We start from the raw sequence: 20,883 nt of genomic DNA, 5'->3' as shown, positions 1-20,883 counted from the left end.
CTCCCATCCCGTCTGCTGTCGACCCACACGCCGTGGAGCGGGCGTGGTTCAGGGCGTCAAGGTGGAGCGCGCCACTGTACGAACGACCTTGACGCCCTGGGCCGCGTCTGCTCGGCTCTGCCTGGGTCGATGGCAGGCGGGATGGGAGCTCCCCCTCGCATGCCACACTCGGCCGGCACTCGCGTACGGCGCCCCGTCCATCCCGGATGCAGGAGCGCCCCCGCCGGAGGCACTGTCTTGACCGCGGCGGCGTTCGTGCGGTGCTCGCCCCTCATAGCCCGGCCTTATCCCACTTGTGGACGCGCGTCGGCGCAGCGCCCGCAGCGCGGGCCGGAGGCATGAGCGCGGAGGGCGGCGGAGCCGGTAGCGCGCCCGGCGGAGCGGAGCGCAGCCGGGCTTGATGAAGTAGGGAAAGTTCTACCGCACTCATGATCGGCAGCCGCTCGATCGTGGCCTGTCGGCTCACTCCTCGACTCGGCTACCGTTCCATCCATGCCTTCTGCACTGGACACGCCTCAGGGAGCGGCCGAACTCGCCGAGTCCCTACTTCCCCAGCTCGGGAACCGTTGGCTGCACACGCAGGCTGTGGCCGCTCGGGCTCAGGAAGCCGCTGCCGCTGTGTCCGAGGCTGACCGTGATCTCCTCGTCGCTGCCGCGTGGCTCCACGACATCGGCTACGCACCCGAGCTGCGCGAGACCGGGTTCCATCCCCTTGACGGTGCCCGGCATCTCGAAGCGCTGGGTGCGCCGGCGCGCTTGGTGCGACTGGTCGCTCATCACTCGGGTGCCGTGTACGAAGCTGAGCAACGCGGGCTGTCGGCAGAGCTGGCCGTCTACAAGCGGGAGGACTCCCCGGTGCTCGACGCTCTGATCTTCGCCGACATGACCACGGGGCCCGCCGGGCAGTCCTTTGACTTCGACACCCGGATTGACGAGATCTTGGTCCGCTACGAACCGGGCAACGAAGTGCACAACGCGATCAGCAACGCGCGCCAGTACCTCCAGGCCGCCGTCGAGCGGACCCTGGGCCGCATGGCTCATCAGCCGATGTAGGGCTCCGCGCGGTCGGCCAAGCCGTGCTCGATCCGCATGCGCATCGACGGGTGGATGTTCAGCTCGTCCAGCCTGCTCGGATCGACAAACGCGACCTCTTTGCTCTCGCTGCTCGTCCGCAGCTGGCCGCCGACGATGCGGGCATGGAAGCAGATGGAGAACTGCTGGCGGACCTCGCCGTCGTCGTACGCCATGACGTGTCCGGGGTTCGTGTAGATCCCGATCAGGCCGGTGACCTCGACGTCGAACCCGGTCTCTTCCTTGGTCTCGCGTACAGCCGCGTCGGGTGCTGACTCGCCCAGATCGATGCCGCCACCGGGCAGGGCCCACAGGTCGTTGTCGGTCTTGTGGATCAGCAGGACCTCACCGGCCTCGTTGCGGGCAATGGCGGTCACGGAGGGGACGAGGCTGTTCGCCTTCGGGGCGTTCGGATCGTTGAAGTAGTCGACGCGTGCCATAGGTTCAGCGTTGCACGGTGGGGGCCTCTTATGCCTTCCGGCCCTGGTCCCACGCGTAATCGAAGCTTCGCATGTAGTGCCGGAACGTCCGTGCTCCCGGCAGGTACTTGAAGTGCATCACCGGATTCTGCCCTGCGGGAGCTCCCAGCACGTGAGGGTTCACCAGCACGTCGTCATCGAACCGGTAGATCGAGTTGTAGAGGATCGTGTCGTGCAGCCGGATTTCGACGCCGGGTGTCGACATGGCGGGCTGCAAGTACCGGCGAGTGATCCGCGCTCGTGCCGCCAGGTCGTCGCCGATGCCCTCCTCTTCGCCACGCTGCCGGATAGCCGCGGACTCCGGGTCGCCTAGCAGGATGCGGACCTGGGCGCCGGCCTTCGCCTTCTCGGCCAACTGGTCCGGCAGGTCCGGGTGGCTGTCGAAGAGGAACAGTCCCGCGTAGACGAGGATGTCGACCTGGTCCGTCGCCTTTTCGATCAGGGACGACCACAGAGGGGCAGGAACCGCGCCGCGGTGCGGGTAGTACGTGATCAGCTCCGAGGCGCTCGCTTTCTCGGCCTGCTTCTCGACTGAGGGCCAGACGTAGACCTCGTCAACGCCGAGGAAGCTCGCGGCCTTCCAACGGTGCCCCCGGTGCGGCGTCCGGTTCGTGGTGATCCAGCGCTCGACGCTCTTGGGGTCGACTCCGACGTGCTCGGCAACGGACTGGATCGTCTCGCCCTTCGCCGAAATCGCTGCACGCAGACGCTCGTTCGCCATGGCGTTCCCTTCGTTGGGACCCGTAGGGACGTTTTGACGGTAGCTCAGACGTCCCTAAACGTCCAGACGGACCGTGATGCGTCCACCCCCTCTCACGGTCCCCTGATCTCACCGACGAGACGTCGGCCAAAAGCTCACCACAGCAGGAGACAAGACGATGCGTCAGATTCCCGTGGACACCTCCGCTGCGACCGTGATGGTCGCCAAGACCCCGCAGCCCAAGGTCAAGGACCGCCGTACCGGCGAGATCGCCACCGACGCCGAGACCGGCGCGACGATGATGACTGTGGACGTGATGTTCGCGGCGAATGACGAGGTGGAGATCCTGTCCATCGCCGTCCCGGAGCCGGGCATCACCGGCGAACTGGCCATGGGCACGCCGGTCGCGCTCACGGGCCTGATCGCCCGGCCGTGGGAGAACGACTTCAACGGCCAGAAGCGGCACGGCATCGCCTTCCGCGCCGTCGCGGTCACGTCCCTCGTCGCCGCTGCCGCGAACTCCAAGGCTGCCTGATCATGACTGCCTTCACGGTCGCTCTGGTGCTGGTCGTCGCCGCTGCGGGTCTCCTGCGGTGGCGGCGCCCGGCCTGGTACTGGCTGACCTTCGGCGTCACCGTCGCCGCGTTGCGGGTCCTGGTCCGCTACAGCTCCGTCATGGACGCCTGCGGCCTGACGGTCCCGCCCCCGCGCTGGCGCCTGGCCCTGGCCCGGGTCACCAACCGCCCCATGCCGCAGTCCCGACCGCCGCGCATCCTGCGCTTCCGGCCGACCCGGACCGGCCTGGTCCTTCGGCTGGGCCTGCGCCCCGGACAGGACGCCTTCGACATCGCCGCCGCCTCGGACCGGCTGCGCCACTCCTTCTCCATGTACGGCGTCACCTCGCGTGAGGTCCGCTCGGGTGTCGTGGAGGTACGGATGACCGGCTATGACGTCCTCAAGCGGGTGCAGATGCCTGTCAAGGTCGACAGCCGCCCGATGCGGGTCCCCGTCGCACTGCGGCAGGACGGCTCGGTGCACTACCGCGACTACCGCGCCGTGCCGCACGCCCTCACCCTCGGCGCCACCGAGTCGGGCAAGTCTGTGTACCAGCGCAACCTAGTCGCCGGGCTCGCCCCGATGGAGGTCGCCCTGGTCGGCATCGACTGCAAACAGGGGGTCGAGCTGTTCCCGCTGGCGCGCCGGTTCTCCGCCCTGGCCGACAACCCCGACACCGCCGCCGACCTCCTCGACGCGCTCGTGTCTCGCATGGAAGGGGTCTACCAGCTCATCCGCGCTGAGCAGCGCATCACGGCCGCCGTCCCCAATGCCGAGATAGCCGCTGATATCTGGGACCTGCCCGAGCACCTGCAGCCCGTCCCGGTCGTGGTTCTGGTCGACGAGGTCGCCGAATTGGCCCTGTTCGCCAGCAAGGACGAGGAGAAGCGGCGCGACCGCATCATCACCGCGCTGGTCCGCCTCGCCCAGCTCGGCCGCGCGGCCGGCATCTACCTGGAGATCTGCGGGCAGCGATTCGGCTCCGAACTCGGTAAGGGCATCACCATGCTCCGCGCCCAGCTCACCGGCCGCACCGCCCACCGCGTCAACGACGAAACCAGCGCCAACATGGCCTTCGGCGACATCGCCCCGGACGCTGTCCTCGCCGCCATCCAGATCCCCGCCGAGCTGCGCGGCCTCGCCGTCGCGGGAGACTCCACCGGCGGCTGGCACCGCATCCGCGCCCCGCACACCTCCCTGCGTCAGGCCGTGAACATCTGCAACCGGTACGCCGACCGCACCCCGGCCCTGCCCGAACTGGCCCCCTTCCGGCCCGGGCTGACCAGCGCCTCCGAGGCTCCGGTGCCGCTTTCCAAGACGGCTCCTGTCACGGCCTGACTCCCCCCGCTCCACGGTCGGCGCGACCGCCCTTCGCGCCAGGTCCCTACCCCCGCCATGCCTGATGGAGGACGCCATGGCCGAACGGGAAACCACCCGCACCACGATGCGGTTCTACCTGACCACCCACAAACGACACTGGGTCAAGCTCACTGATCACCCGTTGTTTTTGAAGTCGGAGCATTTCGCCATGGCCCGCGCGCTGCCTGAAGCGCGTGGCCCGTACGCGGTCGACTCTGGGGGCTTCACCGAATTGCAGCGCCATGGCCAGTGGACGCGCAGCCCGCGGCAGTACGTCGATGACCTGCGCCGCATCTGGGAGCACGTCGGTCCCTACGACTGGGCTGCCCCGCAGGACTGGATGTGCGAGGACCTGATCATCCACGGCGGCACGGCCGGACAGCTGCGTTTCGCCGGAACGCACCTGAGCGTGGTCGAGCACCAGCGCCGCACCGTGGCTAACTTCCTCGACCTGCGCTCGCTCGCCCCAGACCTGCGGATCATCCCGGTCCTGCAGGGCCGCACCATCCCCGACTACGAACGCTGCTTGGAGATGTACGAGCGGGCAGGAGTCGACCTGCTCCGTGAGCCCACAGTGGGACTGGGCTCAGTGTGCCGGTTGCAGTCCACCCGTGAGGGCGCCGCCATCGTCACCGCCATGGCCGCCCACGGGCTGCGTCTGCACGGCTTCGGCTTCAAAACCCTTGGCCTGGCCAAGGTCGGCCACCTGCTCGTCTCGGCGGACTCCGCCGCTTGGAGCTCTCACGCCCGCTACCGGCCTGCCATGCCCGGCCACACGCACAAGAACTGCGCCAACTGCATGGACTACGCCCTTCGCTGGCGCACCCGGGTCCTCGCCGCCACGCGGTCCGCAGCACCGGTCACGAGCCGTGGTGCCTCGCACGGACAACTGCCCCTGTTCTGAACCGAAGGAGGTGATGTCATGTCTCGCTCGATCCGTGTAGACGCCGTGCTGATCCAAGCTGTGATCGCCGGTGCGCTGTCCTTCGCACATCTGCACGACCTGGCGGCTGCTGCCGGACAGGACGGCTGGAAGGCATGGGCCTACCCGGTCAGCGTCGACCTGCTCCTGGTCGCCGCCTGGCGACGGCTGCGGAGCGAGGGGCCGTCCCGGCTGGCCTGGTGCTGGTTCCTCATCGCCCTGTTCGCGTCGCTCGGCGCGAACGTCGCCACCGCTGGATTCCTCGACCTGGCCGACCCGCCTGCTCTGCTGCGCCTGGGCATCGCCGGATGGCCCGCGCTCGCTTTCCTGGGCGGAACCCTCCTGGCCCACTCCACCGTCCACCAGCTCCCGAATGCGCCGGCACCTGCCTCAGCGCCGGAAGCCGACACCACGGGCGACCGCGAACCGGCCCAAGACCCGCAGTCCGCCCCGGCCCTGGTCGAGGAACCGCCGGCGCTTCCGCCCGCCGAGCCCGCACCCGCGGTTCCCGCCGTCCTCATCGACCACGCTCGCAAGGTCGCCGCCGACTACCGCGACCGCACCGGTGCCCCGATCGACACCGAGACCCTCCGCGCCCGCCTCGGCGTCCCGCCCCACCTCGCCGACGCCATCGCCGCTCAACTCGCCTGACCAGGAAGGAGAACCGCTGTGCCCGCCCGCGACCACTTCCACTCCGTGATGCGGATCGGCCCCGTGCAGATCGGCACCCACCGCGACCGCCACGGCCGGACCGCGCATGCCGCCGTGTGCACCGCCGACCGCTGCGGCTGGTCCGCCGACTACTCCAGCCAGACCGCCGCCCAGCTCGCCGCCCGCACCCACCGCTGCCGCGTCCGCTAGGAGATCACCGCCATGCAGGTCCCGCTCTGGTTCGCCCTGGCCGTCGTCGGCTACCTCGGCTGCAAGCTCATCCGCCCGCCGCTCTGGCTCGTCCTGGTGCTCCTTCTCGGCGGCTACCTCATCGCCGACAGCCTCCTCGCCCCGGTCATCGACACCGCCATCAAGTAGGGAGAACCACCATGCTCCGCCCCAAGATCCCGACTATGCCCACCCCGCCCGGGCTCGTCTCCCGGCCCGCCGTGATCGAGCCGACCGCCGTCATCCAGCACACCCCCGTCACGCCCGCCCCGGTCCCGCCCGCCTCGCCGCCCCGGCCGACGGTGCAGCTCACCCCGGGATCGGTGCTCGCCCTCGTCGGTGGCGGCACGGCCGTGGTCCTGGTCGTCGGCGCCGTCCTGGTCTCTATGCTCCTGGCGGTCGCCGTCACCGGCGCCTCGGTCGCCGTCTGCGCCCTGGTCATCCGCTCGCTCATCTCCTCCCAGCACCGCCGCTGAACGGCCCGGAGGCGACGCACAAGCCGCCAAGCACGCCACCGCCTCTGGGACCGCGTCCGGAACGCCAACCGCTATCGCCAGGGAGAACGTCATGGACCTCAACACCACTGCGAGCATCGTGCCGTTACTCGGCTGGGCCGTGCACGGCGGCATCCTCGCTCGCCGTCTCGCCTGCGCCCGCCGCGACCCGCTCACCGGCCTGCACACCCGTGCCGGATGGACCGACCGCGCCGAACACTGCATCCGCCGGCACCCGAACGCCGCCGTCCTCCTGGTCGACCTCGACCACTTCAAGAACCTGAACGACACCAACGGCCACCCCGCCGGGGACGCTGCACTCGTCGCCATCGCCGACAGGCTGCGGGCCTGGTGCGGACACAACGGCACCGCTGGCCGCCTGGGCGGGGACGAATTCGTCGCCGTGATCCGGGACCTGGCCGCCGTCGACCTCGACGCCCTCAGTGCCGCACTGCACCGGCCACTGACCTACGGCGGTGCATCTCTGCCGCTGGCCGCCTCGGTCGGCGTCTGCCCCGTAGCGGATCTCGCGGCGCCCGTCCTGACAGACGCGCTCAGCGCCGCTGACGCGGCCATGTACGCAGCCAAGGGCCGCAGCCGCCGGGGCTCCCACACCACTCGCTGAAAGGCCACCGGGTGGCGCACAAGCCGCCAAGCACGCCGCCACCCGGGGCCGTTCCTTCCAACCGCAATCGAAAGGAACCACCATCATGGCCCACCTCAGCCCGCGCCCGCCCAGGATCTGCCCGGCCTGCGACGGCTTCGCCTCCGTCGCCGTCACCCTCGGCGGACGCGACCACCGTGGCCACCTGCGCACCATCACCGCGCACTGCACGGCCTGCCAGGGCACCGGCACCGCCCCCATCCGCCGCGGCCGGGAGGGCGCCCGTGCCTGAGCAGCTGCTCGACCCGGTCACCCTCGGCGACCTGCTGAGGGTGGCTTCGGCCGACGACTTCGACCGCTGGGAAGACCAGATCCGTCGCACCGGCGGCTGCTCCGACCCGATCCACCTCACGGGGTGGACGCTCACCAAGGACAAGACCACCGGCGAGACCCTGCACCACTACTCCACCGAGAACGAGCCGGGCGGACGGCTCCGCCTCGCCTGCGGCAACCGCCGGGCCTCCCGCTGCCCCTCCTGCGCCTGGACCTACGCGGGCGACACCTACCACCTCATCCGCGCCGGCCTCGCCGGGGACGACCGCCGCGACATCCCCGCCACCGTCCGCGACCATCCCCGCGTTTTCGCCACCCTCACCGCCCCCTCCTTCGGCCCCGTCCACAACCAGCCCGACCGGGGCATCTGCCGCTGCCGCGTCCGCCACACCGCCGACGATCCCGCACTCGGCACGGCCCTCGACCCGAGCACCTACGACTACGCGGGCGCAGTGCTGTTCAACAACCACGCCGGACAGCTCTGGCAACGTTTCACCAACCGGCTCCGCCGGGAAGTCGCCGCCCGCGCCGGCATCTCGCAACGGGAGCTGAAGGAAGCAGCCCGGATCTCCTATGGCAAGGTCGCCGAGTTCCAAAAGCGCGGGGCCCTGCACTTCCATGCCGTCATCCGCCTCGACGGCCCCGACGGGCCATACACCCCGCCTCCGGCCTGGGCAACGGTAGGTCTCCTTGAGGACGCGATCCGGGCCGCCGCTGCGCACTCCTACACCTCGGTCTCCGTCCCGGCCGCCGCCGACCAACCCTCCCGTACCTTTCGCTGGGGCACCCAGCTCGACGTCCGCCCCGTCAAGGCCTTCGGGGACGGATCCGACATCACGGAACAGGCCGTCGCCTCCTACGTCGCCAAGTACGCCACCAAGGCCGCCGAGAACACCGGCACCCTCGACCGCCGCATCGGGGAGCTCTCCGAACTCGACCGCCACAAAATCCCGGACCACACCCGCCGCCTCATCGAGGCCTGCAAGCAGCTCGACCCGCTGTACCCCGAACGCCGGTTGTGGGCATGGGCCCACATGCTCGGCTTCCGGGGCCACTTCACCTCCAAGTCCCGCCGCTACTCCACCACCCTCGGCGAACTCCGCCAGGCCCGCGCCGACTACCGCGCCGCCCAAGAGCACGCCGCTCTCGGCTTGGACGACGTCGAACCGGACACTGTCCTCGTCCTGGCCGACTGGCAGTACGCCGGCCACGGCCACACCCCCGGCGAATCCGCCCTCGCCGCCACCATCGCCCGGGATCTCCAGCTCAACCGCGAAACCGCCCGCGAAGCCCTACGCGACCAACTCGCCATGGAAGGAGCTCAATTGTGAGGGATGAACTGATGACGGTCCCTGAGGTTCTCAGCGAGTTGAGGAAGGTCTCGCGGCGCACCTTCTACCGCTGGCGGGAACTGGGCCAGGCGCCGAAAGCCCTCAAGCTTCCCAACGGTGAGCTGAGGGTGTGGCGGAGCGACTTCACCGCGTGGCTGCGCGAGCGGGAGGAAGCCGCGTGAAGTCTCTCGACGTGAAGATCTGGGGAGTCCGTAAGCGCGCTTCGAAGCGGCCTTCCTACGACGTGCGTTGGTCAGTTGGCGGATCGGTTTTCTCGGAGACATTCCGGACCAAGGCCCTGGCAGATCACTACCGAACCAAGCTCATGCGTGCCGCCCGAGAGGGTGAGGAATTCGACGACGGTACGGGCCTTCCGGACTCGATGACCGAGGCAAAAGCCAAGCTGACCTGGTATGACTTCGCCCAGCGATACCTGGCGATGAAATGGCCCCATGCCGCGCCCAACACCCGCGACGGGATCAATGAATCGCTGACCTCGGTGACGATCGCGCTGCTCGACGACCGCCCGGGACGGCCGAGTGCCCCTCTGATCAGGGCCGCCCTGCGGAACTGGGCGTTTGTCCTCCCGGCGCCGGCTGAGCGGGAGGTGCCTATGGAGGTTGCGAACACTTTGCATTGGATCGCCAAGGCGTCGCGGCCGCTGAATGATCTGGCCGATCCTGTGACGGCGCGTGAGGTGCTTGACTCGTTCAAGATTCGTCTTGATGGGAAATCCGCTGCGGCCGAGACCGTACGCCGCAAGCGTCGCACGTTCGTCAACGCCTTGCACTACGCCGTGGACCTCGGTGAATTCCGGGAGAATCCGCTCACCGCCGTGCGCTGGCAGAAACCCAAGGTGTCCAGCGAAGTGGATCCCCGCGTTGTGGTCAATCCGCAGCAGGCTGTCTCACTGCTCCACGCCGTGTCCTACGTCGGTGGCTATCGCAGGGCCCGGGGGCGTCGCTTGGTCGGGCTCTTCGCCTGCATGTACTTCGCCGGCCTGCGCCCTGCCGAAGCGGTCGGCCTCGCCGAAGCTGACCTGACGCTGCCTGAGCAGGGCTGGGGGACGGCCCTCCTGCACCGCACGCGTCCGAGCGTCGGTAAACAGTGGACGGACTCCGGCGACAGCCATGACGACCGCGGACTGAAGAACCGACCCACCGAGGACGTGCGTCGTGTCCCACTCCCGCCCCAACTCGTCGCGATCTTCCGCGAGCACCTCGACACCTTCGGAACCGCCGCTGACGGCCGCCTCTTCTTTAGCGAGGGCGGGGGAGTGGTCGCCTCCTCCACGTACTGGCGGGCCTGGCAGGAAGCCCGGACGCTGGCACTCCCGCCTGCCGCGGTGGCCTCCCCTCTGGCTCGGCGGCCGTACGACCTTCGCCACTCCGCTCTGTCGACGTGGCTCAACGCCGGCGTCGACCCCACCGAGGTTGCGGAACGGGCCGGCAACAGTGTTGAGGTCCTGCTTGGCCGCTACGCGAAGTGTCTCGACGGGCGCCAGGAGGTGGCCAACCGCCGTATCGAGGATCTGCTGAGCGAGTACGTCTGAACGGCGCGCGCGTCGCCTCCTACGTTGGGCCCCTGGACCTTTCCGGGGGCCTTCGTCGTTTGTGGGGACTGACCAGGGAAAACGCTCCAAGATCCTGTCCACGAATAGTCCACAGACGCCGACATAGGGCCGCTCAGGGCGGCATACGGCTGCGCAGGGCTGTAGATACGCGAAGACCCCGGCCTCAGCGTTTCCGCTGGTGACGGGGTCTTTAGGCACCTCATAAGGGGTGCCCCCGGCAGGATTCGAACCTGCGCACACGGCTCCGGAGGCCGTTGCTCTATCCCCTGAGCTACGGGGGCGTGTCGGCCGCGGTGTGTGCGGCGACGGGTAGAACCCTACCAGCTCGACAGGGGGTGCCATGAACAGGTTTCCGCGGGGAGTCGGGGCCCTGAACTGGGCGGCGTGACCCCCAGGGGGTGGAAGTCGGGAAAACCCGGACGCGGTGGTCGCCGCCCACCTACTCTCGAGTTGTGCCAGGTGCGTCCGGTCGGGTCCTTGTCGTGGACGACAACAAGGTGATCCGGCAGCTGATCAGGGTCAACCTCGAGCTGGAGGGCATCGAGGTCGTGACCGCCGCCGACGGTGCCGAATGTCTGGACATAGTCCACCAGGTACGGCCCGATGTCGTCACCCTCGACGTGGTGATGCCCAGGCTCGACGGGTTGCGAACCGCTGCCCGGCTCCGTGCCGACCCCCGGACGCGGAATCTTCCCCTCGCCATCATCAGCGCCTGCACTCAGCACGAGGTCGACACCGGTCTCGACGTCGGCGTCGACGCGTTCCTCGCCAAGCCCTTCGAGCCCGCCGAACTCGTCCGTGTCGTCATGCAGTTGATGGACCGGGCCGCCGAGCCCGGCCTGGCGATCGGGCCCACCTCCGGCGTCTGTGGCAACGCCCACGGCGGAGTGCATGGAACTACTCACGGCGGGCCTCCCGGAAGTGCCCACGGCAGTAGCGACCCCGAGCGCGCCGGTCGCACCGGGAGTTAGCTCGGTCGGGCTCGGTTGTCGCCGATCAGTTTCGATCAAGTGACCGGGCGTCCCCCCTTCGCTGCTCGCCGCACGCCCCCGTTGTTAGGGAGGGCCGGCCCCGCCGGTGGGCCTCTCGCGATCGGTGGAGGGATGCGGGAGCGCGTTGCCCCGCTCCGCCGGTGTCGCCGACGTCGAGATCACCGTCGAGATCGCCGGACCGAGGTTCCTGATCATCGCCTCACCGAGCCTCACCCCACCCACCCAGGTGTTTCCACCACGGGACCGTCCCCCCCCCCGCCCGCCCTTCTCCAACCCCCACCCCCGTCCACATCCCGGAACCCCGGGAAACCGAGTCGCCGCCCCACCCCCCTCCTCCCCTAGGCTTGACCCGTGACCCCCGTCGAGCTCTCCCGTACCGTGCTGCGCGCGGTGCGTCGTGCTGTCGACGAGGGGGAGCTGAGCGTGGCCGTGCCCGCACGTGCCGTCGTCACCGTGCCCGGGCCCGGAGGCTGCGGGGACTACGCCACCAACATCGCCCTGCAGCTGGCCCGGCCCGCCGGACGCCCGCCCCTGCACGTCGCCCAGGTTCTGCGGCCTCACCTCACCCGCTCCGCCGGTGTCGCCGGCGTCGAGATCACCGGCCCGGGGTTCCTGAACATCCGCCTCGACCGGACCGCCGACCCCGCGACCGCCCTCGTACGCGAGATCCGCGCCGGTGAGTACGGCCACAGCGACGCCCTCGCCGGGCAAGTGCTGCGGTTCCGCATTCCGTACGACATCCGTGCGGAAGTCGTCGCCGACGCCCTCGTCCGTATCGTCGCCACGCAGGGCGGCCGCGCCGAGGTCGAGCACCGTACGTCCGACACCTCCGCAGGTGGCAGTGCCGGGGCCCCGCAGCGGACGATCGCGACCACTCCCGCGGACGATGGCCGCGCCGAGGTCGATCACCGCACGCCCCCCACCTCCGCCGATGCCCGCGCCGGGGCCCAGCAGCCGGCGATCGCGACCACTCCCTCGGACGATGGCCGCGCCGAGGTCGATCACCGCACGCCCCCCACCCCCGCCGACGCCCGCGCCGTCGCCCCGAAGCCGACCGTCGCCCCCACGCCCGCGGACACCAGTCAACCCCGGCGCCCCGACATCACCCCCGCGCCGCCGGTGCCCCCCACGGACCTCCGCCCCGTCCCCGCCCCCGAGGACCCCACGCCGCTCGGGGCCGATGCCGCGCGGTGGGCGTTGCTTTGTCCCGCTGGGCATGATCGGCCGCGGGTCACCGCCGACCATCTGGTGCAGCGCGCCGTCAATCCGCTGTTCCGGGTGCGTTACGCGCATGCCCGTACCCGGGCGCTCACCCGGAACGCCGCCCGGCTGGGGTTCACCGGTACCCCGGGTGACCCGCGGACGCCCGACGCCGGCGCTCTGCTGCGCGCTCTCGCCGACCACCCCCCGGCTCTGCGCGCCGCCGCCACCCAGTACGCGCCCGACCGGCTCGCCCGGCAGCTGGTCGTCGTCGCCGACGCGGTCCTCGGCTTCCAGCACACCGTGCTGCCGCTCGGGGACGAGAAACCCTCGGCCGCCCACCGTGCCCGGCTCGCGCTCGCCGAAGCCGCCGGGGCGGTGCTGGCCGGCGGCCTGTCCCTGCTCGGCATCAGTGCCCCTGACTACCTGTGAGAGAAGAATGAGCCGTTCCGCACACCCCGCCGGGCCCCGTCACGCCGATGTGCTCCCCGAGGGTCACTACAGCGCCCCGCCGAAGGACCTCAACGCCCTCGACCCCAAGGTGTGGGCCCAGACCGTCACGCGTACCGAGGACGGTGTCGTCAGCGTCGGCGGGATCGACGTGACGCAGCTGGCCGAGGAGTTCGGCACCCCCGCCTACGTCGTCGACGAGGCGGACTTCCGGGCCCGGGCGCGCGCCTGGCGTTCCGCCTTCGGGCACGACGCCGACGTCTTCTACGCCGGCAAGGCGTTCCTGTCGCGTGCCGTGGTCCGCTGGCTGCACGAGGAGGGGCTGAACCTCGACGTCTGCTCCGGCGGCGAGCTCGCCACCGCGCTGTCCGCCGGCATGCCCGCCGACCGGATCGCCTTCCACGGCAACAACAAGTCGACCCGCGAGATCACCCAGGCGATCGAGAGCGGGGTCGGGCGCATCGTGCTCGACTCCTTCCAGGAGATCGTCCGGGTCGCGCACATCGCCGAGAGCCTCGGCAGGCGGCAGCGCGTGCAGATCCGCGTCACCGTCGGCGTGGAGGCGCACACGCACGAGTTCATCGCCACCGCGCACGAGGACCAGAAGTTCGGCATCGCGCTCGCGGACGGGCAGGCCGCCGAGGCCGTACGCCGTGCGCTGAGTCTCGACGGGCTCGAACTCGTCGGGATCCACTCGCACATCGGGTCGCAGATCTTCGACATGGCAGGGTTCGAGGTCGCCGCCCGTCGAGTGGTCGCGCTGCTGGCCGCCGTGCGGGACGAGCACGGCGTGGAACTGCCCGAGATCGACCTGGGCGGCGGTCTCGGCATCGCGTACACCAGCGACGACGACCCCCGCGAGCCGCACGAGATCGCCAAGGCGCTCGGCGAGATCGTCACCCGCGAGTGCGAGGCGGCCGGACTGCGCACGCCCCGCATCTCCGTGGAGCCGGGACGCGCCATCGCCGGGCCGACCGCCTTCACGCTGTACGAGGTCGGCACGATCAAGCCGCTGGAGGGCCTGCGGACGTACGTCTCCGTCGACGGGGGCATGTCCGACAACATCAGGACCGCGCTGTACGACGCCGAGTACAGCGTGTCCCTCGTGTCCCGGGTCAGTGACGCCGAGCCCATGCTCGTCCGGGTGGTCGGCAAGCACTGCGAGAGCGGCGACATCGTGGTCCGCGACGCGTTCCTGCCCGCCGACCTCGCGCCCGGCGACCTCATCGCGGTACCGGCGACCGGCGCGTACTGCCGTTCGATGGCGAGCAACTACAACCACGCCCTGCGGCCGCCGGTGATCGCGGTCCAGGACGGCGAGGCCCGGGTGATCGTCCGCCGTGAGACGGAGGAGGACCTGCTGCGTCTCGACGTCGGATGACGTTCCCGGGGACGCCTTGGCGGCGGGCGCAAGATCTCCTGTGTCCGCCGCTCAGGAAAATGAAATAGACATCTCACGATCCGGACGAGGGATAGAAACTCCCGTCCGGTGAGTGAGACTGGTCGAACCGTGACGGTATGAGGAAACGAGGTCGGATGATGCGTACGCGTCCGCTGAAGGTGGCGCTGCTGGGCTGTGGGGTCGTCGGCTCCGAGGTGGCGCGCATCATGACGACGCACGCCGACGACCTCACGGCGCGCATCGGCGCTCCGGTGGAGCTGGCCGGCGTGGCCGTGCGGCGGCCCTCCAAGGTGCGCGAGGGCATCGACCCGGCGCTGGTCACCACGGACGCGACCGCGCTGGTCAAGCGCGGGGACATCGACGTCGTCGTCGAGGTCATCGGCGGCATCGAGCCGGCCCGTACGCTCATCACCACCGCCTTCGAGCACGGCGCCTCGGTCGTGTCGGCCAACAAGGCGCTGCTCGCCCAGGACGGCGCGGCCCTGCACGCCGCCGCCGAGCAGCAGGGGCGGGACCTCTACTACGAGGCCGCCGTCGCCGGTGCCATCCCGCTGATCCGGCCGCTGCGCGAGTCCCTCGCCGGCGACAAGGTCAACCGGGTGCTCGGCATCGTCAACGGCACGACCAACTTCATCCTCGACAAGATGGACTCGACGGGTGCCGGCTACCAGGAGGCCTTGGACGAGGCCACCGCCCTCGGGTACGCGGAGGCCGACCCGACCGCCGACGTCGAGGGCTTCGACGCCGCCGCGAAGGCCGCGATCCTCGCCGGAATCGCCTTCCACACGCGCGTGCGCCTCGACGACGTGTACCGCGAGGGCATGACCGAGGTCACCGCCGCCGACTTCGCCTCGGCACGCCGGATGGGCTGCACCATCAAACTGCTCGCCATCTGCGAGCGGGCGGCCGACGGCGGCTCGGTCACCGCGCGTGTGCATCCCGCGATGATCCCGCTCAGCCACCCGCTGGCCTCCGTGCGCGGCGCGTACAACGCCGTCTTCGTGGAGTCGGACGCGGCGGGCCAGCTCATGTTCTACGGTCCCGGAGCGGGCGGCGCGCCGACCGCGTCCGCCGTGCTCGGCGACCTCGTGGCGGTGTGCCGCAACCGGCTCAGCGGCGCGACCGGGCCCGGCGACTCCGCGTACACCCAGCTGCCGGTCTCGCCTATGGGCGAGGTCGTCACGCGCTACCACATCAGTCTCGACGTGGCGGACAAACCGGGCGTGCTCGCCCAGGTCGCGACCGTCTTCGCCGAGCACGGCGTCTCCATCGACACCGTGCGCCAGCAAGGCCGACCAGACGGAGGCGGCGACGCCTCTCTCGTCGTCGTCACCCACCGGGCGTCCGACGCCTCCCTGAACGGGACCGTCGAGGCGCTCCGCAGCCTCGACACCGTACTCGGCGTCGCCAGCATCATGCGGGTTGAAGGAGAGTAACCAGCAATGACCCACCAGTGGCGCGGAATCATCGAGGAGTACCGGGACCGGCTGCCGGTCTCCGACAGCACTGAGGTCGTGACGCTCCGGGAGGGCGGTACGCCGCTCGTGCCGGCGCAGGTGCTCTCCGAGCGCACGGGCTGCGAGGTGCACCTGAAGGTCGAGGGCGCCAACCCCACCGGGTCCTTCAAGGACCGCGGCATGACCATGGCCATCACGCGGGCCAAGGAGGAGGGCGCGAAGGCGGTCATCTGCGCCTCCACGGGCAACACCTCCGCGTCCGCCGCCGCCTACGCCGTGCGCGCCGGGATGGTCTCCGCCGTCCTGGTGCCGCAGGGCAAGATCGCGCTCGGCAAGATGGGCCAGGCCCTCGTGCACGGGGCGAAGATCCTCCAGGTCGACGGCAACTTCGACGACTGCCTCACGCTGGCCCGCTCGCTGTCGGACAACTACCCGGTGGCGCTGGTCAATTCGGTCAACCCGGTGCGTATCGAGGGCCAGAAGACGGCCGCGTTCGAGATCGTCGACATGCTCGGCGACGCGCCCGACATCCACGTCCTGCCGGTCGGCAACGCGGGCAACATCACGGCGTACTGGAAGGGTTATCGCGAGTACGCCGCGGACTCGATCGCCTCGCGGACCCCTCGTATGTGGGGCTTCCAGGCATCCGGCTCCGCGCCCATCGTGCGCGGCGAGGTGGTCAAGGACCCGTCGACCATCGCCACCGCGATCCGGATCGGCAACCCGGCCTCGTGGCAGTTCGCGCTGGCCGCGCGGGACGAGTCGGGCGGCCTCATCGACGAGGTGACGGACCGTGAGATCCTGCGCGCCTACCGGCTGTTGGCCGCCCAGGAAGGCGTCTTCGTCGAGCCCGCCTCCGCCGCGTCGGTCGCCGGTCTGCTGAAGGCCGCCGAGCAGGGACTGGTCGACCCCGGCCAGCGGATCGTCTGCACGGTGACCGGGAACGGCCTCAAGGACCCGGACTGGGCCGTCGCGGGCGCCCCGCAGCCGGTCACCGTCCCGGTGGACGCGGTGACGGCGGCCGAGCGCCTCGGTCTGGCGTAGGCCCGACGCGGCGACGGTCGCGGTACGGGCGGGCGTGGCCGCGCGGGGGTGACGGTCGCCGCGCGGCGCCGACCCGGGGACCGGTGGTGGGGCGGCGCAGGTCGCGCCCACCGCGGCACCCGGTATCCGCTATCCGGCACGCGTCGCGACGCGTGCCGGATAGGCCGCCCGCCGACCCCCCGCACGGAGGGACGGTGGCCGCGGCGGAACCCGTGCCACTGTCGTCGTCGCCGGGCCGGTGGGAATCGCCTGCTCAGCCGCATCCGGCGTCCGCGCGGGGAGGCACGGGCAGCGGCCGCCGGTGGTCCGCGGCGGACGTCGGCCGGGTTCCCGGGGGAGGCGGCGCGCGGGTTTCGTCGACGGCCGTTTTCCGGGCCGTTCCGCGGGCACCCGACAGCGGATGCACAAGGGGCTCACGACACGCATCGTGCGCCTCCCGTGCGCCCTATGTCGCCACAGAACCTTCCTTCGATAGGCTGTACCGAACCCGCCCGCCGCATATGCCGCGGAGCCGCGCCGCGCCTGCGGCCCACGGGTCTTGCGCACGTATCGCAGTTCATCGACATCTCGCACATCACGCAGCTCAAGGAGAGTCATCGAGCGATGGCCGGTCCAGCCTTCCGCGCCGCCGCCGTCCGGGTGCGCGTCCCCGCCACCAGTGCCAACCTCGGCCCGGGCTTCGACGCCTTCGGCCTGTCACTGGGGCTCTACGACGACGTGGTCGTCCGGGTTGCCGACTCCGGGCTGCACGTGGACATCGCAGGCGAGGGCAGCGAGACGCTCCCGCGCGACGAGAGCCACCTGCTCGTACGCTCCCTGCGCACCGCCTTCGACCTGCTGGGCGGACAGCCCCGCGGTCTTGAGATCGTCTGCGCCAACCGCATCCCGCACGGCCGCGGCCTCGGCTCCTCGTCGGCCGCCATCTGCGCGGGCATCGTCGCCGCCCGCGCCGTGACGATAGGGGGCGACACCCGGCTCGACGACACGGCGCTGCTCGAACTCGCCACCGAGATCGAGGGCCACCCCGACAACGTCGCGGCCTGCCTCCTCGGCGGCTTCACGCTCTCCTGGATGGAGAGCGGCGCCGCGCGGGCGATCCGGATGGAGCCCGACAGTTCCGTCGTTCCGGTGGTCTTCGTGCCCGGCAAGGCCGTCCTCACCGAGACCGCGCGGGGACTGCTGCCGCGCAGCGTCCCGCACGTCGACGCCGCCACCAACGCGGGTCGTGCCGCACTGCTCGTCGAGGCGCTGACCAGGCGCCCCGAGCTGCTGCTGCCCGCCACCGAGGACCGGCTGCACCAGGAGTACCGCGCTCCGGCCATGCCGGAGAGCGCCGCCCTGGTGGAGCGGCTGCGGGCCGACGGCGTGCCCGCGGTGATCTCCGGCGCGGGGCCCACGGTCCTGGCGCTGGCCGACGAGGAGAGCGCCGACAAGGTCGCCCATCTGGCGGGCGAGGGCTGGGCCGCGAACCGCCTGGACCTCGACGCGCAGGGGGCGAGCGTGCTGCCGCTCGCGCCGGCCGGCGCCCAGTAGGAGCCACGGTTGCCGGATTTCGAGAGGGGGAATGTTTGTTGGATCCGGTAGTGTTAATCTCAAGTCTGCACCCGACCCCGCCATGGCGAGGTGCTTCGTGTCCCCGTCCGGGACAACCATTCTTCCGGGAGCCTCCCAAGCCGCACCGTGTTCCGTACTCCGTACGACGACACTGAGCGGTTTGCCGAGCACGCTCCGGAACCGGCGTGACCGAGCCGCGTGACACAGGCACCGAGTGCCACGGCTCCGGGAATCGTCATCACCAGATATCTCTTCCGCCGCTTTGGCGGACCACCGCCCCGGCACGGTCCACAGAGACAGGACCAACGCCGGACAGCACAACCGGTCGCCGAGCCAGACAGGCCGACGTCCGCTCCAGGGAAGGACCCTTCGTGAGCGACACCACCGATCTGATGGGCGCACGTGTCGAGGAGACCGCTGCCGCGCCCGCCACGGACGCCTCCGCGCCTGCCACCGGTGCCGGCTCCCGGCGGCGCCGTGGCACCGGCCTCGACGGCATGGTGCTGGCCGAACTGCAGCAGGTCGCATCCGGCCTCGGCATCAGGGGCACCGCGCGTATGCGCAAGAGCCAGCTGATCGAGGTCATCAAGGAAGCGCAGGCCGGGGGAGGCGCCGCGGCCAAGACCGCCGACGCCGCCGAGACCAAGCCGAAGCGCCGCGCCACCTCCAAGGCCCGTACGGGTGACGAGGCCGCGCCCGCCGCGAAGTCGGCGGAGAAGGCCGACAAGGCCGCCGAGAAGGCCACGGCCCAGCAGCAGATCGAGATCCCCGGCCAGCCCGCCGGAGGCCCGGCCCGCGCGAGCGAGACCGAGCGCGGGGGAGACGACGCCCCCGCGGGCGAGCGTCGCCGCCGCCGGGCCACCGCCGAGGCCGGCAGCCCCGAGACGGTCGCCGCCGAGGCGAAGGGCGAGCCCAGGGCCGAGGCGTCCGGCGACGACGGCGCCGAGGGCCGTCAGGGCCGCCGCGACCGCCGTGAGCGGGGCGAGCGCGGTGAGCGTGGCGACCGCGGTGGCCGCGACCGCGACCGCCGTGGCAAGGGCGACGACCAGCAGCAGCAGGGCGGCCAGGGCGGCGGCGGTCAGCAGCGCCAGGAGCGTCAGGAGCGCCAGGACCGTCAGCAGCAGGGTGGCGGCCGTCAGGACCGGCAACAGCGGGACAACGGGCCGCAGGACGACGACGACTTCGAGGGTGGCCGTCGCGGCCGCCGGGGGCGTTACCGCGACCGTCGTGGCCGTCGCGGCCGTGACGAGTTCGGCGCCAACGAGCCGCAGGTCGCCGACGACGACGTCCTGATCCCCGTCGCGGGCATCCTCGACATCCTCGACAACTACGCGTTCATCCGGACCTCCGGCTACCTGCCCGGGCCGAACGACGTGTACGTCTCCCTCGCCCAGGTCCGCAAGAACGGCCTGCGCAAGGGTGACCACGTCACCGGCGCGGTCCGCCAGCCCAAGGAAGGCGAGCGCCGCGAGAAGTTCAACGCGCTCGTCCGCCTGGACTCCGTCAACGGCATGGCGCCCGAACACGGCCGTGGCCGCCCGGAGTTCAACAAGCTGACGCCGCTCTACCCGCAGGACCGCCTCCGCCTGGAGACGGACCCGGGTGTGCTGACGACCCGGATCATCGACCTCGTCGCGCCGATCGGCAAGGGCCAGCGCGGTCTGATCGTGGCCCCGCCGAAGACCGGCAAGACCATGATCATGCAGGCGATCGCCAACGCGATCACGCACAACAACCCCGAGTGCCACCTGATGGTCGTCCTGGTCGACGAGCGTCCGGAAGAGGTCACCGACATGCAGCGGTCGGTCAAGGGCGAGGTCATCTCCTCGACCTTCGACCGTCCGGCCGAGGACCACACCACGGTCGCCGAGCTCGCCATCGAGCGTGCCAAGCGCCTGGTGGAGCTGGGCCACGACGTCGTCGTGCTGCTCGACTCGATCACGCGTCTGGGCCGTGCGTACAACCTCGCCGCGCCCGCCTCCGGCCGCATCCTGTCCGGTGGTGTCGACTCGACCGCGCTGTACCCGCCGAAGCGCTTCTTCGGTGCCGCGCGCAACATCGAGGACGGCGGCTCGCTGACCATCCTGGCCACCGCGCTGGTCGACACCGGCTCGCGCATGGACGAGGTGATCTTCGAGGAGTTCAAGGGCACCGGCAACGCCGAGCTCAAGCTCGACCGCAAGCTCGCCGACAAGCGCATCTTCCCGGCGGTGGACGTCGACGCGTCCGGTACCCGTAAGGAAGAGATCCTGCTCGGCAGCGACGAGCTGGCGATCACCTGGAAGCTGCGCCGGGTGCTGCACGCGCTCGACCAGCAGCAGGCGATCGAGCTGCTTCTCGACAAGATGAAGCAGACGAAGTCGAACGCCGAGTTCCTGCTGCAGATCCAGAAGACGACGCCGTCGCCGGGCAACGGCAACGACTGACGTCAGGCAGTACGAACCACCGAGGGCCGCCCCTGTCACGCATGTGACGGGGGCGGCC

At 70.7% G+C, this 20,883-nt stretch carries 22 protein-coding genes and 1 tRNA gene; 20 read left to right on the top strand and 3 right to left on the bottom strand.

Annotated features, from left to right (window positions below; all coding sequences use genetic code 11):
* Positions 1 to 492 precede the first annotated feature (492 nt).
* Complete coding sequence (locus ACWGIS_RS08890; protein ID WP_453361694.1) at positions 493 to 1,053, top strand: HDIG domain-containing metalloprotein; 561 nt, start codon at positions 493 to 495, stop codon at positions 1,051 to 1,053.
* Here the strand turns inward: ACWGIS_RS08890 and ACWGIS_RS08885 are convergent.
* Positions 1,041 to 1,511, bottom strand: a complete 471-nt coding sequence (locus tag ACWGIS_RS08885) for an NUDIX hydrolase (protein ID WP_453361693.1) — start codon at positions 1,509 to 1,511, stop codon at positions 1,041 to 1,043. The two genes, ACWGIS_RS08890 and ACWGIS_RS08885, sit on opposite strands and share 13 nt — an antisense overlap.
* A gap of 28 nt (positions 1,512 to 1,539) precedes the next feature.
* A complete protein-coding gene (locus ACWGIS_RS08880) occupies positions 1,540 to 2,271 on the bottom strand; it encodes an XRE family transcriptional regulator (RefSeq protein WP_453361692.1) in 732 nt (243 codons plus the stop codon).
* Between the two features lie 157 nt (positions 2,272 to 2,428).
* Here ACWGIS_RS08880 and ACWGIS_RS08875 point away from each other — a divergent pair, with 157 nt between their 5' ends.
* From ACWGIS_RS08875 to ACWGIS_RS08820, 12 genes are all read left to right on the top strand, one after another.
* On the top strand, positions 2,429 to 2,785 hold the full coding sequence (locus tag ACWGIS_RS08875; protein ID WP_453361691.1) for an SCO3933 family regulatory protein: 357 nt from the start codon (positions 2,429 to 2,431) through the stop codon (positions 2,783 to 2,785).
* A 2-nt stretch (positions 2,786 to 2,787) separates the two neighbouring features.
* The gene (locus ACWGIS_RS08870) at positions 2,788 to 4,143 is read left to right on the top strand and encodes an FtsK/SpoIIIE domain-containing protein (protein ID WP_453361690.1); all 1,356 of its coding nucleotides are present in this window, start codon (positions 2,788 to 2,790) and stop codon (positions 4,141 to 4,143) included.
* Between the two features lie 76 nt (positions 4,144 to 4,219).
* Positions 4,220 to 5,068, top strand: coding sequence for a deazapurine DNA modification protein DpdA family protein (locus tag ACWGIS_RS08865; protein ID WP_453361689.1), 849 nt, complete (start codon positions 4,220 to 4,222; stop codon positions 5,066 to 5,068).
* Positions 5,069 to 5,086: 18 nt separating this feature from the next.
* On the top strand, positions 5,087 to 5,737 hold the full coding sequence (locus ACWGIS_RS08860; RefSeq protein WP_453361688.1) for a DUF2637 domain-containing protein: 651 nt from the start codon (positions 5,087 to 5,089) through the stop codon (positions 5,735 to 5,737).
* Between the two features lie 18 nt (positions 5,738 to 5,755).
* Positions 5,756 to 5,947, top strand: coding sequence for a mobile element transfer protein (locus ACWGIS_RS08855; RefSeq protein ID WP_356169374.1), 192 nt, complete (start codon positions 5,756 to 5,758; stop codon positions 5,945 to 5,947).
* A gap of 12 nt (positions 5,948 to 5,959) precedes the next feature.
* On the top strand, positions 5,960 to 6,115 hold the full coding sequence (locus tag ACWGIS_RS08850; protein WP_361348886.1) for a hypothetical protein: 156 nt from the start codon (positions 5,960 to 5,962) through the stop codon (positions 6,113 to 6,115).
* 11 nt (positions 6,116 to 6,126) lie between these two features.
* Positions 6,127 to 6,441 carry a SpdD-like protein gene (locus ACWGIS_RS08845; protein WP_453361687.1) on the top strand — a complete coding sequence of 105 codons (315 nt, stop codon included), beginning with the start codon at positions 6,127 to 6,129 and terminating at the stop codon, positions 6,439 to 6,441.
* A 91-nt stretch (positions 6,442 to 6,532) separates the two neighbouring features.
* Positions 6,533 to 7,084: a GGDEF domain-containing protein gene (locus tag ACWGIS_RS08840; RefSeq protein WP_453361686.1), complete on the top strand. Its 552-nt coding sequence runs from the start codon at positions 6,533 to 6,535 to the stop codon at positions 7,082 to 7,084.
* A gap of 85 nt (positions 7,085 to 7,169) precedes the next feature.
* Positions 7,170 to 7,355: a hypothetical protein gene (locus ACWGIS_RS08835; protein WP_453361685.1), complete on the top strand. Its 186-nt coding sequence runs from the start codon at positions 7,170 to 7,172 to the stop codon at positions 7,353 to 7,355.
* Positions 7,348 to 8,727, top strand: coding sequence for a replication initiator protein RepSA (gene repSA, locus ACWGIS_RS08830; protein WP_453361684.1), 1,380 nt, complete (start codon positions 7,348 to 7,350; stop codon positions 8,725 to 8,727). The genes ACWGIS_RS08835 and repSA overlap by 8 nt, the downstream gene beginning before the upstream one ends.
* An 11-nt stretch (positions 8,728 to 8,738) precedes the next feature.
* Positions 8,739 to 8,909 (top strand): helix-turn-helix transcriptional regulator, encoded by a 171-nt coding sequence (locus ACWGIS_RS08825; protein ID WP_453361683.1) that lies wholly within the window; start codon positions 8,739 to 8,741, stop codon positions 8,907 to 8,909.
* The gene (locus ACWGIS_RS08820) at positions 8,906 to 10,279 is read left to right on the top strand and encodes a tyrosine-type recombinase/integrase (protein ID WP_453361682.1); all 1,374 of its coding nucleotides are present in this window, start codon (positions 8,906 to 8,908) and stop codon (positions 10,277 to 10,279) included. Before ACWGIS_RS08825 ends, ACWGIS_RS08820 begins: the two co-directional genes overlap by 4 nt.
* A 230-nt stretch (positions 10,280 to 10,509) precedes the next feature.
* Here the strand turns inward: ACWGIS_RS08820 and ACWGIS_RS08815 are convergent.
* Positions 10,510 to 10,581 (bottom strand) — tRNA-Arg (locus tag ACWGIS_RS08815).
* A 117-nt stretch (positions 10,582 to 10,698) separates the two neighbouring features.
* Between ACWGIS_RS08815 and ACWGIS_RS08810 the strand changes: the two genes are divergently transcribed.
* The 7 genes from ACWGIS_RS08810 to rho all read left to right on the top strand — a co-directional run bounded on the left by ACWGIS_RS08810 (position 10,699) and on the right by rho (position 20,825).
* Positions 10,699 to 11,271, top strand: coding sequence for a response regulator (locus ACWGIS_RS08810; protein ID WP_453361681.1), 573 nt, complete (start codon positions 10,699 to 10,701; stop codon positions 11,269 to 11,271).
* 372 nt (positions 11,272 to 11,643) lie between these two features.
* On the top strand, positions 11,644 to 12,924 hold the full coding sequence (gene nrtL, locus ACWGIS_RS08805) for an ArgS-related anticodon-binding protein NrtL (RefSeq protein ID WP_453361680.1): 1,281 nt from the start codon (positions 11,644 to 11,646) through the stop codon (positions 12,922 to 12,924).
* 7 nt (positions 12,925 to 12,931) lie between these two features.
* Positions 12,932 to 14,323, top strand: coding sequence for a diaminopimelate decarboxylase (gene lysA / locus ACWGIS_RS08800; protein WP_453361679.1), 1,392 nt, complete (start codon positions 12,932 to 12,934; stop codon positions 14,321 to 14,323).
* Between the two features lie 158 nt (positions 14,324 to 14,481).
* Positions 14,482 to 15,780, top strand: a complete 1,299-nt coding sequence (locus ACWGIS_RS08795; RefSeq protein ID WP_453361768.1) for a homoserine dehydrogenase — start codon at positions 14,482 to 14,484, stop codon at positions 15,778 to 15,780.
* A gap of 6 nt (positions 15,781 to 15,786) precedes the next feature.
* Complete coding sequence (gene thrC / locus ACWGIS_RS08790; RefSeq protein ID WP_356169397.1) at positions 15,787 to 16,845, top strand: threonine synthase; 1,059 nt, start codon at positions 15,787 to 15,789, stop codon at positions 16,843 to 16,845.
* 603 nt (positions 16,846 to 17,448) lie between these two features.
* Positions 17,449 to 18,378: a homoserine kinase gene (gene thrB, locus ACWGIS_RS08785; protein WP_453361678.1), complete on the top strand. Its 930-nt coding sequence runs from the start codon at positions 17,449 to 17,451 to the stop codon at positions 18,376 to 18,378.
* A gap of 392 nt (positions 18,379 to 18,770) precedes the next feature.
* On the top strand, positions 18,771 to 20,825 hold the full coding sequence (rho, locus tag ACWGIS_RS08780; protein ID WP_453361677.1) for a transcription termination factor Rho: 2,055 nt from the start codon (positions 18,771 to 18,773) through the stop codon (positions 20,823 to 20,825).
* The last annotated feature ends 58 nt before the right edge of the window (positions 20,826 to 20,883 follow it).

It is taken from the genome of Streptomyces sp. NPDC054842 (assembly GCF_053611025.1).
Note: the sequence above shows the minus strand (reverse complement) of the source record. Positions and strands in the feature narration are given on the sequence as shown.